Source organism: Kitasatospora sp. NPDC054768 (genome assembly GCF_053612025.1).
The window spans coordinates 105,344-121,302 of the sequence record NZ_JBSHBN010000003.1 but is presented as its reverse complement, the minus strand read 5'-3'; the positions used below and the strand labels follow the sequence as shown (position 1 = coordinate 121,302).

Below are 15,959 nucleotides of genomic sequence, written 5' to 3'. Positions count from 1 at the left end.
GATCGCCCCCGCCTATTGACCGCGCCCGGTGGGGCCCGCCGCGCCGACCGCGACGGGCACCACCGGCGGTTCCGAGGGCCCGGGCGCCGGCGTCGGCCGTCGCACCCCGGCCGGCTACCTCCGCCCGGCGACCGGGCCGCAGGCCAGCACGGCGCGCAGCTCGGCGGCCGGGTCGCCCTCGTGGTACGGGCGTTCGCTCGGCTCGATGTGGTCCAGGAACTCCTGGTAGCGCAGCGCGTAGGACAAGTGGTAGAGCGGCTCGGCGAGTTCGAGGGCCCGGCGCGGGTCCGAGCCGGGGGCGTGGCGCCGCCAGGCCTCCGCCCAGACCGCGGCGTGGTGCTGCCAGGCCTCCGGGCCGAGGTAGGCGCGGGGGCGCAGCCCGTCCAGGGCCGGATGGCCGAGGCAGGAGTCGGCGTAGTCGACGACCACCGTGCTCCCGCCGTCGGAACGCCAGTTGCCGGGGTGGAAGTCGCCGTGCAGCAGGGTCTCCGGCAGGCCGCAGGCGGCGAGTCGGTCCAGCAGCCCGGGCAGGTCGGCGGCGAAGCCGGCCAGGCGGTCCAGCTCCTCGGGCGTCAGGTCGGTCTCCTCCGCGAGCCGGTCCAGCAGGGCCGTCAGCTGGGCCGCCAGGGCGCGCGGGGTGCGGTCGCGCAGTGCGGCCAGGTCGTCCGGACGGCCGGCGAGCGCGGCCTGCGCGGCGACGAGCCGGGGGACGACGTCGGCGACGGTCCCGGCGGAGGGGTTCCAGCAGTCCTCGCCGGGGACGTGGTCGAGCAGCAGCCGCCCACCGGAGGGGTCGGCGGCGAGGACGGTCGGGACGAGCGTGCGGTCGACGCCGCCGAGCAGCGCGATGACCTCGCCCTCGTGGGCGTTGAACGCCGGCGTCGTGGTCTTCAGCCAGGCGTCCACTCCGGTCGCGGTGGGGAGGCGGAAGAGGCCGGAGAGGTTCCAGGTCCGGATCTGCCGGGCGGGCCCGGCCGCCGGGCGACCGACGACGGCGAGTTCCGCCTCCGCCCAGTCCAGCGCCGACCGCAGCCCTTCCGGCGTGGCCCAGGCGGCGCGGCGCTCGGCGGGGCCGAGCAGCGCGGCCGTCCCGGCTTCCGGGGGCCGGGAGTCGAGCGCCCTCGGCCGCTCGCTCGCCTCGGCGTGGTAGCGCACCCGCCCGCCGTGGCCCGGCTCCTCGCTCCGCCCGTCGACCAGCCGCGCCACCAGCACCGGCACCCCGGCCGACGCCGCCGCCCGCGCGACCACCTCGTCCACGGAGGACCACCAGCCGAGCTCCACCTCGAAGGGCCCCAGCTGCCCGAAGTACTCGTCGCCGTAGGTGAGATCGACCGTCACGGTCCGGTTGCTCGCTCGCTGCATCGGAGCAGCTTCGCCCACCGGGGCGGGCCCGTGCCAACGGTTTTCCGCCCGCACCGGCCGGAGCACCGCCGCCCGGGCCCGTTCGCGTGCCGCCGCCCGGGCCTGCTCCCGGTCGGACACGAGGGACTTCGCCCGGCGACGGCCCTCTCCGCACGGGATACGGCGGCCCACCGGCCGTTGCGGGGCTAACCTGGGCCGGTGACACGGCGATCCAGCACGGTGGTGCTGATGTGCGGTCTGCCCGGAGCGGGCAAGACCACGTTTGCGATGGGCCTCGTCCAGCAGGGCTACGCGCGGCTGTCGATCGACGAGGGAGTGTGGGAGCGGCTCGGGCGGTGCGACGCCGGGCTGGTCCTGCCGCAGGAGGAGTTCGACCGGCTCAAGGACGAGATCCGGCGTGAACAGCTGGTGGAGCTGGTCGAGTTGATGCGCGACGGGCGCGACGTGGTGGTGGACTACACCTTCCGCAGCCGCGCCGCCCGGGACACCTACAAGGCGCTGGTGGAAAGGCACGGCTGCCGCTGGGAGCTGGTCCACCTCAAGGCCGACCGGGCGACGCTGGAGCGCCGCCTGGCGGTCCGCAACGAACAGCGCGGCGCCAACTCCGTCACCGTGAGCGCGGAACTGTTCGACCGCTACTTCATCGGCTTCGAGGAGCCCCGGGGCGAGGGCGAGCAGGTCCTGCTCCAGCCCCCGCCGTCCTGAGGCCCGGAATCGCTAGCCGATCGCCACGGCCGTGCCGGAGACCCGTACCCGGGTGTCCTCCGCCCGCAGCTCGACCCGCAGGACGCCCGGGCGGCCCAGGTCCTCGCCCTGGTGGAGCGTCAGCACCGCCGGGGCCGTCACCGCGCCGAGCTCCCGCAGGTACGCGCCGAAGGCGGCAGCGGCGGCGCCGGTGGCCGGGTCCTCGACCACGCCGCCGACCGGGAACGGGGCGCGGACGTGGAAGACCTCGGGGGCCTCCCGCCAGGCGAGCTGCAGGGTGACCAGGTCGCGGGCGCGCATGTACGCGGCGAGGCCGTCGAAGTCGTAGTCGAGCCGGGCCAGCCGCTCGCGGGTGGCGACCGGCAGGACGAGGTGCCGGGCGCCCGCGTAGGCGACACGGGGCGGCAGGACCGGGTCGAGGTCGTCGGCGGACCAGCCGAGCAGGGCGAGCGCCTGCGCCACGTCGGCCGCCGGCACCTCCTCCACCTTCGGCTCGACGCTGGTGAGGGTGGCGCGCAGCAGCCCGTCGGCCCCGCGCTCGACCTCGACCGGGACGTCTCCGGCCGCGGTCACGAAGACGTACCGTCCGGGGCCGGTGTGCTCGGCGAGGGCGACGGCGGAGCCGACCGTCGCGTGCCCGCAGAACGACACCTCGGCGAGCGGGCTGAAGTACCGCACCCGGTAGGTGCCTTCGGCCGGGCCGGCGGTCAGGAAGGCGGTCTCGGAGTACCCGACCTCGGCGGCGACGGCGAGCATCCGCTCGTCGGTCAGTCCGGTGGCGTCGAGCACCACGCCGGCCGGGTTGCCACCCTCGGGGCGGGTGGCGAAGGCGGCGTAGCGGAGGATCTCGGGAGTGGCGTTGTCGATCATGACCGGACGAACGCGCCGGGTGCGCGGACTGTTCCCGCTCACCGCGGCGCTTCCTCGTGTCCCGGGCTCTCCTCCCACCGCGGCACCTCCGCTCACCGCAGCACCGCCTCCAGGAAGTCCGAGCCGAGCCGGGCGCTGCCCGCCAGGTCCAGCTCGTAGAGCATGTACCGCCCGCGCCGCCTGGTGGTGAGCAGCCCGGCCCTGCGCAGGACCGCCAGGTGCCGGGACACCTCGGGAGCGCTGAGCTGCCAGGCCGAGGCCAGTTCGCCGGTGGTGTGCGGGCCGCGGGCCATGGTGCGGGCGAGGCGCAGCCGCACGGGGTGGGCGAGCGCCTCCAGGCGCTGCTGGACGAGGGCGAGCGAGACGGGCTCGGGCAGGCCCGCCTCGGCGACGGGGTACTGGAGGACGGGCCGCCGGCCGCGCGCGTGCACCACCAGGAGGTGCGGGCGCCCGAAGGCGGTGGGGATGAAGGTGACGCCCCCGGCGTCGGTGCCGCTGGTGGTGTTGTCCTGGAGCTTGTCGATGACGATCCGGCGCCGCCCGTCCCCGCCCTGGTCGAGGGAGACGGAGGGCGAGACGTCGGCGAGCGCCTCGGCGAGGCCGCGGCGGGCGAGCAGGTCGGCCTTGCGCCGGGCGTCGGCGGCGAGGTCGGGCAGGACGCGCTGCCAGGCGTCGGCGAAGAACGCGGACCGGCAGTCCTCCAGCAACCGCCGCACCAGGCCCCGGACGGCCGGCGGGTCGGCGAGCAGCCGGTCGGCGAAGGCGGCCTGCCGGGGGCCGCGGGCGAGGGCGAGTTCCCGGGCCCGCTCGTTGGCCTCCGGGTCGGTGAGCGGGGAGCCCATCCGCCGGGTGAGCCGGGAGGAGCCGCAGGTGGTGATGAGGGCGGCGGCGACGTACAGCTCGTCGTCGATCCGGTCGACGGCGTCGAGCTCCTCGGCGAGGGTGGCGCCGGGCAGGCCGGGCACGAGGAAGTCGGCGCGCGAGGAGCGCCAGAGGAAGTCGGCCTCCAGCAGCCGCTCGGACAGCTCGGGCGGGATCACGGTGGCGGTGCAGCCGGCCCAGCCCTGCAGCGCGGGGTGGTGCGCGGGCTCGGCGAGCACGTGCAGCATGGCGTTCAGCTCGCCGAGCGGGGAGGGCGTGAAGAGCAGGCGCTCGTCGGGCAGGCCCGTGATGTCGATGGTCACACTCACACCGGGGATCCTGCCACCCGCCGTCGACCGGGCTCCCGCGGATTGACGGGAAGCGTCAATCCGCGTGCCCCGCAGTCCGACCCGGGCGGACGGTACCGGCCATGAGCCTGATCCGGGAGAAGTCCGTCCACGACCACGCCGCCGACCGCCGCGGCGGGCCGCCCGCCCCGCCGGCCGGCCCGGGCCGCCGGAGCCCGTCCGCGCTGCTGGGCCTGCTGACCGCGGCCGGCGGGCCCCGGTACGCCGTCGCGCTGGCGGTGGACGCGGTGGGCGGCGGCCTGCTGCGGCCGTTCCTGCTGCTGTACGGCGTCGGCATGCTGCACCTGGGCGCGGGTGCGGCCGGGCTGGCGCTCTCGGCCGGGATGGTGGCGGGCCTGCTGGTGGTGCCGCTGACCGGCCGGTGGATCGACCGCGGCGCCCGGACGCTGCCCGCCGCCGCCACCCTGCTGCTGCGGGCGGCGGGCGCGCTGACGCTGCTGCTCGCGGACGGCCTGCCGGGGTTCACGGCGGCGGCGGTGCTGTTCGGGGTGGGCAGCCAGTCCTGGCCGACGACCCACGCGGCGGTGGTGAGCACCCTGACCGAGGGCCGGCTGCGGGACGCCGCGCTGGCCGCCGGGCGGTCGCTGCGCAACGCCGGGCTGGGTGCGGGCGCGCTGCTGGCCACGCTGGCGGTGAGCGGCGGGGCGGGCGCGATCCGGCTGCTGGCCGGGGTGACGGGCGCGGCCTGCCTGGGCGCGGCCGTCCTGCTGGGCTCGCTGCGGGTGCGGGCTCCGCGCCAGGACCGGCCGGCGGACGCGCCGGAGCGGGCGGAGCCGCTGCGCCGGATCACCCTGCTGAGTGTCGCCAACCTGCCGTACGCGTTCTGCTTCGACGTGCTGGAGGTGGCGCTGCCCGCGCTGCTGGTGCTGCGGCTGCACGCCTCGCCGGCCTGGTCCTCGGGCGTCTTCGTCGGCAACACGGTGCTGGTGATCGCCCTGCAGCTGGCGCTGGTGCTGCGGCTGGCGGACCGTCCGCGGCACGTCGTGCTCGCCGCCTCGGGGGCGCTGCTGGCGGTGTCGTACCTGGGCTTCTGGGCGGTCGGTTCGCTGGGCGGCGTGCCGGGGTCGGTGGGCATCGCGGCGGTCTCGGTGCTGTACACGCTGGGCGAGATCCTCTACACCGGCTCGGGCACGGCACTGGTGGCGTCCGTCGCCCCGCCGCACCTGCTGGGGCGGGCGCTGGCGCGCTGGGAGCTGTCGGCGGGGGTGGGCCGGGCGGCGGCCCCGGCCGTGCTGACGGCGCTGCTGGCGGGCGGTTCCGGGGAACTGTGGGTGCCGCTGGCCGCGGCCACCGCGCTGGGGGCGCTGGCGGTGCTGCGGCTGGGTCCGGCCCACTGACCGGTGGGAGCGCCGGAGGAGGACCGGAGGAGCGCCGCGCCGACGGGCCGGCGCGGCGGGAACGCCCCGGTGGGATGATCGGCTGCATGGCCCTGACCCCGCACCAGCAGCACCTCCGCGACCGGATCATGGCCGCCGGGGTGACCGCCCCGCCGGAGCCGTGGCGGCCGGTCGGCCGGGGGCTGATCGCGGTCGGCGGGCTGATCGGCATCGGCTTCGCCGTCCACCCCGAGAGCGGGCACGACCTGGTGCTGACGGTCTCGCACGGCGGCCACGGCCTGTTCGACGCGGTGACCGGCCTCAAGCTGGCCCGCGACCACGAGCCCGCCGAGGACCCGGACGGCCTGGACCTCTCCTGCCCCGGCCTCGGCCAGGTCGCGGACGTGCGCATCCCGGTGGCGGGGACGTGGGGCGGCGGGCTCCACACGGCCGCCGAGGGCGGCTGGCACATCGAGGTGGTCGCCCCGGAGTGGCCGCACCACCGGGTGCTGCTCGCCAGCGGCCGCGGGCCGTGGCAGGGCGAGCACGGCGAGAGCTGGTGGCTGGTCCTCGACTCCGACCGGTCCGCCTTCCGCGCGGCCGGCTTCTCCCCGACCGGCCGGACCCTCGCGGTGGCCACCAGCAGCGACCTCACGCTCTGGAGCCGCCAGTAGGTGTTCCGGCTCCGGATGCGGACGGGCCGCGGACCGCCGATGCTGACGGCGAGGCGTGCCCGGCCCGAGGAAGGACACCGAACGTGAGCGAACGCAGTGAGCGGACCATCGAGCGCTGCGCGTTGCGCGAAGCGCCCGCCGAGCGGAGCGGGGTGGGCGCATGAGCGCACTCGACTTCGAGATCGTCGACACCCCCGACAGCTCGCTCAACAAGACCTCCGTCCTGGTCACCGGCCCGGACGACGCCCTGCTGGTGGACGCCGGGTTCACCCGTTCGGACGGGCGCCGCCTGGTGGAACGGATCGGGGCGAGCGGCAAGCGGCTGACCACCGTCTTCGTCAGCCACGGCGACCCGGACTTCTACTTCGGCGCCCAGGAGGTCCAGGACGCCTTCCCGCAGGCCCGCTTCCTGGCCACCGCCTCCACCGTCGAACACATCCAGGAGACGTACGAGGCCAAGCTGCGCGCCTGGGCGCACCTGGGCCCGGAGCTGCCCACCCGGCTGGTGCGGCCCGAGGTGCTGCACGGGGACGAGCTGGTCTTCGAGGGTCACCGCTTCGAGCTGCGCGGCGCCGACTTCCACCTGCCGGACCGGCACTACCTCTGGCAGCACCACCACCGCGCCGTGCTGGGCGGGGTGCTGCTCTTCGAGGGCCTGCACGTGTGGACGGCGGACACCCCGACCTCCGCCCAACGGGCCGCCTGGATCGACCTGCTGGACGGCATCGAGGCGCTCCACCCGACCTGGGTGGCGGCCGGCCACCGGGTCGCCGGCGCGCCCACCGACCTGAACGCCGTCGACCACACCCGGGCCTACCTGCGCGCCTTCGAGACCGAGATCGGCCGGGCCCCGGACGCGGCCTCCGCCAAGGAGTCGCTGGAGCGGCGCTTCCCGAAGCTGGGGCTGCGGATCGCGGTGGACATCGGCACCAAGGTCGCCATGGGCGAGATGGCCTGGGGGTGAGCGGACGATGATCGAGATCCCCCGGGACGTCTCCTCCTTCGCCGAGTCGTCCGCCCCCGCCGACGTGGTGCGCCGCCAGTACCTGGCGTCCGCCCGGGGCGACCTGGCCGCGCTGCGCGCCACCCTGGCCGACGACGTGGAGTGGACCGAGATGGCCGGCTTCCCGCTGGCCGGCACCTACCGCACCCCGAAGGGCGTCACCGCCCATGTGATGGAGCGGCTGGCCGCCGAGTGGGACGACTGGACGGCCCACGACGACACCTACGTGGTGGACGGCGAGACCGTGGTGGTGCTGGGCCGCTACACGGCGGTCCACAAGACCACCGGAAAACCGCTCGCGGTCCGGATCGCCCACCGCTTCACCGTGCGCGGCGGCCGGATCGTGCGCTTCGAACAGTTCACCGACACCGCACTGGTCAGGGAGGCGATGACCGGCTGAGGCCCACCCGGGGGTCCCATTCACTCGTACGGGCGAGCGCGGCGCGGCGCGCCAGGCGCGGTCTCGACAGACCACCCGCACGGCGGCAGGCTGACCCCGATCACGGCCGGAGAACGAGGAGTCGCACATGGCGGGCACGGACACCGGGACCACCGGAGCGGACGGCGGGCGGCAGCGCCCGGTCGTCATCGTCGGGGCGTCCCTGGGCGGCGCGAAGGCGGCCGAGGCGCTGCGCGAGGCCGGGTACCGGGGCGGCATCGTCCTGATCGGCGACGAGCACGAGCGCCCGTACGAGCGGCCGCCGCTGTCCAAGGGCTACCTGCTGGGGAAGACGCCCCGGGAGAAGATCTACGTCCACCCGCCGCAGTGGTACGCGGAGCACGACGTCACGCTGCGCCTGGGCACGGCGGTGGCCTCGATCGACCCGGCCGGGCACACCGTGACGCTCGCCGACGACGGCCGGGTGGAGTACGCCAAGCTGCTGCTGACCACCGGCTCGGTGCCGCGCCGGCTGCCGGTGCCCGGCGCGGACCAGGACGGGGTGCTCTACCTGCGCCGGGTCGAGGACAGCGACCGGATCAAGGCGGCGCTGCGGCCGGGGGCCCGGATCGCGGTGATCGGCGCGGGCTGGATCGGGCTGGAGGTGGCGGCCGCGGCCCGGGAGGCGGGCGCCGAGGTGACGGTGCTGGAGGCGCTCGAACTGCCGCTGCTGCGGGTGCTCGGCCGGGAGGTCGCCCAGGTCTTCGCCGACCTGCACCGGGAGCACGGCGTGGACCTGCGCCTCGGCGTCAAGGTGGCCGAACTGACCGGCGAGGGCGGCACGGTGAACGGCGTGCGGCTCGCGGACGGCACGACGGTGGCCGCCGACGCGGTGGTGGTCGGCATCGGCATCTCCCCCGCCACCGGCCTCGCCGAGGCGGCCGGGCTGGAGGTCGACAACGGCGTCAGGACCGACCGGCACCTGCGCACCTCCGACCCGGACGTCTACGCGGCCGGCGACGTCGCCAACGCCTACCACCCGCTGTTCGAGCGGCACATCCGGGTCGAGCACTGGGCCAACGCGCTCAACCAGCCGCAGACCGCCGCCCGTGCCCTGATCGGGCAGGAGGACGCCGTCTACGACCGCGTTCCCTACTTCTTCACGGACCAGTACGACCTCGGCGCCGAGTACGTCGGCTACGTCGAGCCGGACGGCTACGACCGGGTGGTGTTCCGCGGGGACCCGGCCACCCGCGAGTTCATCGCGTTCTGGCTGTCCGGCGGCCGGGTGCTCGCGGGGATGAACGTCAACGTCTGGGACGTCACCGACCCGATCCGCGAACTGGTGCGCTCGGGACGGGTGGTGGACACCAAGGCGCTGGCCGACCCGAACGTGCCGCTCGGGGACGTGTGACCGACCGGCCGGTGATCACCCCACCGGGACGCCGGGGTTGACCAGGCCCCGGCCCCCGGTGACGGTGTTGCCCGCACCGATCGTGACCTTGCACGTCGCCGCGTCGTAGTCGGTCACGTCGATCGCGTACCGGTCCGGGCCGGTGGCGCCGGTGAGGTCGGAGCGGTTGCCCCGGAAGACGGTGCCGCAGCCCCAGCCCGGCCGGAGGCTGTGGGTCTGGTAGCCGTCGTCGGTGGTGCGCCGGCCGGTGTTGTTCTCGATGACGTAGTCGTTGCCCTTCACGTCGACCCAGGAGTCGTCGGAGTTGCGCCCGGTGAGGCCGTCGCCGTCGAAGGTGTTGCCGGAGACCAGGCCGCCGGTGGTGCCCTCCTTGAGGTCGACGTTCTCGCCGCCGATGTTCGGGCCGAAGGTGTTGCCGGTGATCCGCACGTGGTCGCTGCGGTCGGTCAGGGTGTTGGCGGTGCCGACGTAGACGCCCTCGCCCATGCCGTCCCGGCCGAGGCCGGTGTCGTGGATGCGCGAGTTGCGCAGCGTGCCGTAGGCGCTGGAGTCGCGGAAGTGCACACCCTCCATGGTGGTGTGGTGGACCGTCACGTCGTCGAGGACCACGTGGTCCGCGGAGTCGGCCACGATGCCCTTCTGGGCGCCGGTGACGGTCAGCCCCTGGACGGTCCAGTAGCTCGCGCCGTCGAGGTGGAGGCCGTATCCGCCGCCGGTGGGGGTGGTGAGGACGGCCTTCGCCGAGCCGGTGAGGGTGATCGGGGCGGCGGCGGTGCCGGGGGTGGTGGCCTTGAAGTTGCCGGAGTAGGTGCCGTCGGCGAGCTGGATGGTCCGGCCGGGCACGGCGGCGGCGAGCGCGCTCTGGAGCTGCTTGGCGGTGCCGACCTTGACGACGGCCGCGACGGCCGCGGGGGCGGCCGGGTGGGCGGCCACGGCCGCGGGGGCGGCGCAGCCGAGGGTGAGGACGGTGAGCGCGGCGAGGACGGCGGGGCGCTTGGTCACGGACGGTGCTCCTTGCGGTGGTCGGGGCCGGGCGGGGCGGCGGGCGGCCCGGTGGTGGCAGGAACATGCCGTCACTCAGCGTGGACTGGACCATTCCGGGACGTCAAGAGCGCCCCGGCAGCGTGATACTGGAGCCCTGGGGGGAGTCTCGGACAGGGAGGCGGCGGTGGGCGGAACGGCCGGGTTCGCCGTGGTGGTGTTCGGTGCGCTGGGCGGCGTGGTCGCCTACCTCGCCGGGGTGGTCGGCCTGCGTGAACTGCGGCGGCTGCGCCGGGTCGGCGTTCCGGTGCGGGCGCTGGTGCGCGAACGCGCCCCGGCACCGGAGGACCGCACGCTGCCGCCGCGGCCGCTGCTCCAGTTCGAGACCGAGGACGGCCGGGTGGTCGAGGTCTTCTCCCCCGTCCCCTCCACCGCCCGCCACCCGCTGCCGGACGGCGGCTTCGTCCCGGTCCGCTACGACCCGGCGGACCCGCGGCAGGTGCTGGTGGACGGGCGGGAGCGGGCCGGGCTGGAGTACGGGTTCCTCGCGCTCGGGGTGCTGGTGGTGCTCGGCTCGATCACCCTCGGCGCCGCGGTGCTCTGAACGGTCCGAACGGGGCGGCGCACACGGGCGGGCGGCCCACACGGGCGGGCGGGCCGCGCACGGCTCCGCGGGCAGCCCGCCCGGCGTGCTCAGACGGTGGCGGCGGTGGTCGCCGCCACGGTGGCCGCGATGGAGACGGCGGCCATGGTGAGCTGCACGGCCCGGATCGCCTCACGGACGGACTCCGCCGCCCCGTCACCGGCGGCGATCTCGGCGAAACGCGGCTCGACCTGCTTGCGGGGCAGCTCGGGGAAGGCCAGCCGGTGCAGCCGGGAGCCGTGCAGCAGGGCCACCAGGGCGGCGGTGCGCAGGTCCGGTTCGGCGCCGTTCAGCACGACCGCGGCCAGCCGCCCGCGCAGCTCCCGCTCCACGCTGCCGTCCGCCTCCGGGTAGCGGCGGACCGGGAAGAGGCCCAGCGCCCGGCACCGCTCCTCGACCACCAGGCCGCGCTCGCACAGCCGCCCGACCGTGTCGGCGACCGCCGTGGACCGGTCCTTGGTCAGCCAGTCGCCCGCCTTGGCCCTGCCGGAGCGGCGGCCGGCGGCCCACGCGTCGAGCCTGGCCAGCCGGCCGTCCACCAGCGGCTCCCCGGTCGGGGTCCGGTCGGTGACGGTGAGCCGGCCGTCCTCGATCGTGACCCGCCCGGCCAGCACCAGCTCGGCCAGGATGCCGCCCGCGGCGGCCCAGGCGGCGGTGGGGGCGTCCTTCGCCACGCCGGACTCGTCGTCCAGCGACAGCAGCATCAGCTCCTCGGCGAGGGTGACGTGCATCGGGTGTCCCTTCCTCTCTTCTCCGTGTCGCGGTTCACCGACCCGCCGGCGCCTCAGCCGCGCAGGGCTTCGACCAGACGCCGGGCCCGGGTGTCCTCCTCCAGCAACGCCCGGACCAGCCGATCGGTGCCCTGACCTGCGACCTCGGTCAGATAGGCCTCGACCGCGCGCGGGTCGGCGGGCAGCGTCACCCCACCGGAGTCGAGCGCGGCGTACGCCCGGGCGTAGTCGAGGCCGAGCCCGGCGAGCAGCTCGCCGGCGCCGTCCTCCGCCGCCAACCCCGGCTCGTGGCGGGCCACTTCGTGCACGGCCAGCAGCGCGAGCAGAACGTGCTCGGTGCCGGGCGTCCGGCGGCCGAGGCGCTCGGCCTGGGCGTCGGCCTCCGGCCGGATCCAGGCCGCCGGGCCGGACGGGCCCGGCCGTAGCAGGCGCTTCCAGCGCGGGGCCCGGTGGCCGCGGCGGGCCAGCAGCGTCTCCCGGGTGGGGTGGAGCAGCGGGTCGAGGTCACCGCTCTGGCGCACGGCACCGTCGAGGCGGTCCAGGACGGCCTGCGGCGCGACGCCGGCCGCGCGCAGCAGTTCGGCGGCGCGGGTCCGGTCGGGCCCGGCGCCGTTCGCGCCGCCGCGCCCGGCGTTCCCGGCGTTCCCGTCACTCCCGGCGCCGTTCCCGGCATTCCCGTCGGCGAGCAGGGCCCGCAGCAGGTGTGCGGCCGTGCAGGCGGGTTCGCCGTCCCGGCGGGCGCGCTCCGTCGCCACGGCGAGTGCCCGGGCGGCGGCCCCGCTCAGCGGCCGGCCGTCCGCCCCGACGGCGCCGGGCGCCTCCCGGTCGGGCACGGCGGCGGGCCCGTCGTCGGCCGTCCAGCGCCCCTTCCGCTCCCGGACCAGGGCGCGCAGGGTGTCCGCCCCCGCCCCGGCCGCGGCGAGGGCCGCACCGGCGGGGCCCGTCTCCCCGGCCACGGCGACCAGGAGGTGCTCCGTCCCCAGCGGCCCGTCCCCCGGCCCGCCGAGCGCGTGCCAGTCCGGCTCCAGCATGGTCGTGTCCATCGGCCCCTCCCACGACTACGGCTTTACTCGAACTATATTCCCGCTTTTCCTTCTCTTGGGAATTTTCCGCACGTCAAGAACGCGTCAGGACGGAACCTGCGCAAGAACGCGGAAGACCGGGCGCCCCGGTGTTGTTGCCACCTGGTGCCATCGTGAGAACCACGCCCGCGAGAGAGGTGAGCACCATGGCCGACACGCTCCCCGGGCCGAGCCCGGTCCCCGAGGCACAGACCCCGCTGGACGCCTACTCCCTGATCGTCACCACCGTGGCCGCCACGCTGACCCCGCGGGTCGCCGCGCTGCAGGTCCCCCGGCGCGGCCGGGGCGGCTGGTTCAGCACGGCGCTGGGCTCGGCCGTGGTCTTCACCGAGGACGGGTTCCTGCTCACCAACGCCCATGTCGTCGGCCACGCCGACGCCGGCACGCTCGCCTTCGCCGACGGCACCACCGCCCCGTTCCACACCATCGGCGCCGACCCGCTCTCCGACCTCGCCGTGCTGCGCGCCGACGGGCCGACCCCGAAGCCGGTGGCACTCGGCGAGGCGACCGGCCTGCGGGTCGGACAGCTGGTCGTCGCCGTCGGCAACCCGCTGGGGCTGGCCGGGACGGTCACGGCGGGCGTGGTCAGCGCGCTCGGCCGCTCGATCCCGGCCCGCTCCGGCAGCACCGCGCGGGTGATCGACAACGTGATCCAGACCGACGCCGCACTCAACCCGGGCAACTCCGGCGGCGCGCTGGCCACCGCGAACGGCGAGGTCGTCGGCATCACCACGGCGGTGGCCGGGAACGGGCTCGGCCTGGCCGTCCCGATCGACGCCACCAGCCGCCGGATCGTCGCCGCCCTGCTCGCCGACGGCCGGATCCGCCGCGCCTACCTCGGCCTCGCCGGAGTGCCCGCGCCCCTGTCGCCCGCCCTGCGCCACCGCACCGGGCAGCCCACCGGCCTGCGCATCGTCGAGGTGGTGCCCGGCGCGCCCGCCGACCGCGCCGGGCTGCACGAGGGCGACCTGCTGCTCACCGCCGACGACGAGCCGATGGGCAGCGCCCAGGCCCTCCAGCGCCTGATGCTGGCCGACGCGATCGGCCGCCCGCTGCCGCTGACCGTCCTGCGCGGCGAGGCCCTGGTCGACGTGCTCGCCATCCCGACGGAGCTGCCCGTCGACGACTGACCACGGCCCGGGACCCGGGCGGGATCGGGGGCCGCCGGCCGCGGCACGTTGGTCATCTGCATACGCAGATCATGCGCGCCCTTATCCCGTCGTGGCGGCGAGGGTCGGTGGCACGGAAATCCTTTGGCACGGAAATCCGGTGGCACGGAAATCCGTTGGCGCCCGTGCGACCGGTGTGGTTACGCTGACGCCGTTCCGTACCGATCGACCCGGGCCACCGCCCGACCGGAGAGGGTGTCTTGATGTCCCGCCTCGCGCCGAGTGCGCCTCGCCACGCCGGCTGACGACCACCGCCCGACGAACCGTCGAGGCCACTCGGCCTGCTCTTGCTGCCATCGCAGAAACCCCTCAGCAAGGAGCACCCCGGGTGTCCAGCACCTCCAGCACGCCCCCCGTTCTGAAGACCTCCACCTTCGCCTGCACCTGGTGCGGTCTGACCGTCTCCACCTGTGCCGCCGACGGCACGCGGCGCAACCACTGCCCGTCCTGCCTGCATTCACGACACGTCCTCGACCACGTCGAGGGCGGTCCCAGCGAGTGCCTGGGCCGGATGTCGCCGATCGCCATCGCCGTGCTGCGCACCGGTGACTGGACGGTCGTCCACCGGTGCGTGCGCTGCGACGAGCTGACGTCCACGCCCGTCCGCACGGACGACAACCAGCTCGTCCTGATGCGGATGGCCGTCCGGCCGCTCGCCCAACCGCCGTTCCCGCTCGAAGCGTTCGGCACCCTCTGAACCACGCGGAGAAGAGGGAGCACCGAACCGTGCCACGACACAAGAACACCGGCGGCCGGGGCCGGCGGGAACGCCGCCCGCAACGGTACAAGGACGTCCTGCACGGACGGGGCGGCCACCGGGCGCACGCCTTCCGCTGCGTGGACTGCCGGTTGGACGTCCCGGTGGACGCCCCCGGCAGCGCCCACCGCAACCACTGCCCGAACTGCCTGGCCAGCCGTCATGTCGACGGCCGGACACCGGGTGACCGGGCGGCCGACTGCGGCGGCCGGATGACCGCGCTGAGCCTGTCGGTCCGCGCCGACGGCGAGTGGATGATCATCCACCAGTGCCTGTCCTGCGGCGAGTTGAGCGCCAATCGGATCGCCGGGGACGACAACGCCCTGACCCTGGTCCGCCTCGCCCTCAGGCCCCTGCGGGACACCACCCTGGCCCACCGCACCCTGCTCACCCTGTAGGCGCGCGCGCCGCGACGGTCCGTCCGAACGGGCGGACCGTCCGTGGGCGGCGCCTCAGCGCGAGCCGTCGGGGCGCGGCGGGAACGCCCGTACGGTGCGGCGCGGGAGGGCCGCGGACAGGGCCGCCAGCAGCGCGGCGGCGGTGAACAGCGCGTAGTGCCCGACCTCCGGACCGGGGCCCGCCCAGCCGAGTTCGCCGTGGCGGTGTTCGGAGAAGGCGTTGTGGCAGAGCCAGGCGGCCAGGCCGATCAGCGGTGCGTCCACCGGCCGGGAGCGGCGGCCGACCAGGGCGCACAGCGCCAGGTGGGCGAGGGACGGCAGCGGGCCGGAGTGCAGTTCACCGACGGCGCCGAGGGCGAGCGCCAGAGCGCCGCCGGCGAGCAGCGCGACGGCGCCGGAGGTGCCGTCCGGGAACCGGTCGAGCACCGGGCGGTAGCGCCGTCCGCCGGGCCGGGCCGAGTACATCCGCACCGCGGACTACCGCTGCATCGAGGCGAGTTCGCGCTCGGTGGCGACCGGCAGGTGCCATCGGGTGCGCCGGTGCAGGGCCTCCAGGTCGTGCAGCAGCTCGGGCACCGGGACGGTCAGCACCGGGCAGCCCGCCCGCCGGGCGCAGTGGCCGGGCACCGATCGCCGCAGCCGGCGGTGCAGCGGGCCGCCGCTGCGCCCGAGGACCAGCAGGTCGTCCGGCCGGTCGGCGATGTGCAGCAGGGCCGGTCCGGCCTCGCCGCGGACCACGACCGGGCTCAGCGGCACGCCGGGGTCGGCGCCGCCGAAGGCCTCGTCGAGGGCGTCCCGCAGCCGCCGCTCGGCGGCCTCCCGGACGGCGGCGAGCAGCGGCGGGCAGGGCGAGCGGCGGTAGCCGTGTTCGCCGCCGGGCGGCTCCCAGGCGAGCACCGGCACCAGGACGGCGCCGCGGTCGCGGGCCTCGGCGACGCCGCGGTGCAGGGCGGCCAGGCTTCCCAGCGACCCGCTGACCCCGACCACCACCCTGGGGGCGGCCTTCGAACTCCCGTTGCCGTGCATGATCCGTCCTCGTGTGGTCGTGTTCGCCGTCGTCCTCCACCCAACCGCCGCGACGGGGCTGACCCTGCTCTCCTTGACGGCTTCCTGACGTTCCGGCCGGTGTTCCCAACGCGCTCCATACGCGGCCCGCCGGGCGTCCGGACCGTCCGGACCGTCCGGGGCCTCACCCGTTCGGCGTACTCAACAGGCGAGGGTCACCGCCGGATGGGTGGATGGAGAC

At 75.8% G+C, this 15,959-nt stretch carries 18 protein-coding genes; 10 read left to right on the top strand and 8 right to left on the bottom strand.

Annotated elements, in window-relative coordinates:
- Nucleotides 1–114: 114 nt before the first annotated feature.
- The gene (locus ACWGKU_RS01810) at nucleotides 115–1,362 is read right to left on the bottom strand and encodes an aminoglycoside phosphotransferase family protein (RefSeq protein WP_452180532.1); all 1,248 of its coding nucleotides are present in this window, start codon (nucleotides 1,360–1,362) and stop codon (nucleotides 115–117) included.
- A gap of 198 nt (nucleotides 1,363–1,560) precedes the next feature.
- Here ACWGKU_RS01810 and ACWGKU_RS01805 point away from each other — a divergent pair, with 198 nt between their 5' ends.
- Entirely contained in the window at nucleotides 1,561–2,067 is a 507-nt protein-coding gene (locus ACWGKU_RS01805; protein WP_401045887.1) for an AAA family ATPase, read from the top strand.
- Between the two features lie 12 nt (nucleotides 2,068–2,079).
- Here the strand turns inward: ACWGKU_RS01805 and ACWGKU_RS01800 are convergent, their stop codons facing one another.
- A complete protein-coding gene (locus ACWGKU_RS01800; protein WP_452180533.1) occupies nucleotides 2,080–2,937 on the bottom strand; it encodes a PhzF family phenazine biosynthesis protein in 858 nt (285 codons plus the stop codon).
- Nucleotides 2,938–3,029: 92 nt separating this feature from the next.
- Complete coding sequence (locus ACWGKU_RS01795) at nucleotides 3,030–4,127, bottom strand: DUF5937 family protein (protein ID WP_401045892.1); 1,098 nt, start codon at nucleotides 4,125–4,127, stop codon at nucleotides 3,030–3,032.
- 101 nt (nucleotides 4,128–4,228) lie between these two features.
- On the opposite strand from ACWGKU_RS01795, the gene ACWGKU_RS01790 reads away from it, so the two are divergent.
- The 5 genes from ACWGKU_RS01790 to ACWGKU_RS01770 all read left to right on the top strand — a co-directional run bounded on the left by ACWGKU_RS01790 (nucleotide 4,229) and on the right by ACWGKU_RS01770 (nucleotide 8,952).
- A complete protein-coding gene (locus ACWGKU_RS01790) occupies nucleotides 4,229–5,503 on the top strand; it encodes an MFS transporter (RefSeq protein WP_452191309.1) in 1,275 nt (424 codons plus the stop codon).
- 86 nt (nucleotides 5,504–5,589) lie between these two features.
- A complete protein-coding gene (locus ACWGKU_RS01785; RefSeq protein WP_452178945.1) occupies nucleotides 5,590–6,156 on the top strand; it encodes a hypothetical protein in 567 nt (188 codons plus the stop codon).
- 160 nt (nucleotides 6,157–6,316) lie between these two features.
- Nucleotides 6,317–7,120, top strand: coding sequence for an MBL fold metallo-hydrolase (locus ACWGKU_RS01780; RefSeq protein ID WP_380351134.1), 804 nt, complete (start codon nucleotides 6,317–6,319; stop codon nucleotides 7,118–7,120).
- A 7-nt stretch (nucleotides 7,121–7,127) separates the two neighbouring features.
- Nucleotides 7,128–7,559, top strand: coding sequence for a nuclear transport factor 2 family protein (locus tag ACWGKU_RS01775; protein ID WP_387693549.1), 432 nt, complete (start codon nucleotides 7,128–7,130; stop codon nucleotides 7,557–7,559).
- A 127-nt stretch (nucleotides 7,560–7,686) separates the two neighbouring features.
- Nucleotides 7,687–8,952 (top strand): NAD(P)/FAD-dependent oxidoreductase, encoded by a 1,266-nt coding sequence (locus ACWGKU_RS01770; protein ID WP_452178944.1) that lies wholly within the window; start codon nucleotides 7,687–7,689, stop codon nucleotides 8,950–8,952.
- A gap of 15 nt (nucleotides 8,953–8,967) precedes the next feature.
- Here the strand turns inward: ACWGKU_RS01770 and ACWGKU_RS01765 are convergent, their stop codons facing one another.
- Nucleotides 8,968–9,954, bottom strand: coding sequence for a right-handed parallel beta-helix repeat-containing protein (locus ACWGKU_RS01765; protein WP_452178943.1), 987 nt, complete (start codon nucleotides 9,952–9,954; stop codon nucleotides 8,968–8,970).
- A 166-nt stretch (nucleotides 9,955–10,120) separates the two neighbouring features.
- Between ACWGKU_RS01765 and ACWGKU_RS01760 the strand changes: the two genes are divergently transcribed.
- Nucleotides 10,121–10,537 (top strand): DUF3592 domain-containing protein, encoded by a 417-nt coding sequence (locus ACWGKU_RS01760; protein ID WP_359900317.1) that lies wholly within the window; start codon nucleotides 10,121–10,123, stop codon nucleotides 10,535–10,537.
- Between the two features lie 89 nt (nucleotides 10,538–10,626).
- Here the strand turns inward: ACWGKU_RS01760 and ACWGKU_RS01755 are convergent, their stop codons facing one another.
- Both ACWGKU_RS01755 and ACWGKU_RS01750 read right to left on the bottom strand, forming a co-directional pair.
- Entirely contained in the window at nucleotides 10,627–11,307 is a 681-nt protein-coding gene (locus ACWGKU_RS01755; RefSeq protein WP_452178942.1) for a GOLPH3/VPS74 family protein, read from the bottom strand.
- Nucleotides 11,308–11,360: 53 nt separating this feature from the next.
- On the bottom strand, nucleotides 11,361–12,350 hold the full coding sequence (locus tag ACWGKU_RS01750) for a Clp protease N-terminal domain-containing protein (RefSeq protein WP_452178941.1): 990 nt from the start codon (nucleotides 12,348–12,350) through the stop codon (nucleotides 11,361–11,363).
- Nucleotides 12,351–12,535: 185 nt separating this feature from the next.
- On the opposite strand from ACWGKU_RS01750, the gene ACWGKU_RS01745 reads away from it, so the two are divergent.
- The 3 genes from ACWGKU_RS01745 to ACWGKU_RS01735 all read left to right on the top strand — a co-directional run bounded on the left by ACWGKU_RS01745 (nucleotide 12,536) and on the right by ACWGKU_RS01735 (nucleotide 14,713).
- Nucleotides 12,536–13,519 (top strand): S1C family serine protease, encoded by a 984-nt coding sequence (locus ACWGKU_RS01745; protein WP_452178940.1) that lies wholly within the window; start codon nucleotides 12,536–12,538, stop codon nucleotides 13,517–13,519.
- A gap of 367 nt (nucleotides 13,520–13,886) precedes the next feature.
- Nucleotides 13,887–14,255 (top strand): RNHCP domain-containing protein, encoded by a 369-nt coding sequence (locus tag ACWGKU_RS01740; RefSeq protein WP_380549823.1) that lies wholly within the window; start codon nucleotides 13,887–13,889, stop codon nucleotides 14,253–14,255.
- Between the two features lie 29 nt (nucleotides 14,256–14,284).
- A complete protein-coding gene (locus ACWGKU_RS01735; RefSeq protein ID WP_380351121.1) occupies nucleotides 14,285–14,713 on the top strand; it encodes an RNHCP domain-containing protein in 429 nt (142 codons plus the stop codon).
- A gap of 54 nt (nucleotides 14,714–14,767) precedes the next feature.
- On the opposite strand, the gene ACWGKU_RS01730 is transcribed toward ACWGKU_RS01735, so the two are convergent.
- Both ACWGKU_RS01730 and ACWGKU_RS01725 read right to left on the bottom strand, forming a co-directional pair.
- Nucleotides 14,768–15,184 (bottom strand): hypothetical protein, encoded by a 417-nt coding sequence (locus tag ACWGKU_RS01730; RefSeq protein ID WP_452178939.1) that lies wholly within the window; start codon nucleotides 15,182–15,184, stop codon nucleotides 14,768–14,770.
- Nucleotides 15,185–15,190: 6 nt separating this feature from the next.
- Nucleotides 15,191–15,739: a universal stress protein gene (locus ACWGKU_RS01725; RefSeq protein ID WP_401047553.1), complete on the bottom strand. Its 549-nt coding sequence runs from the start codon at nucleotides 15,737–15,739 to the stop codon at nucleotides 15,191–15,193.
- Nucleotides 15,740–15,959 lie beyond the last annotated feature (220 nt).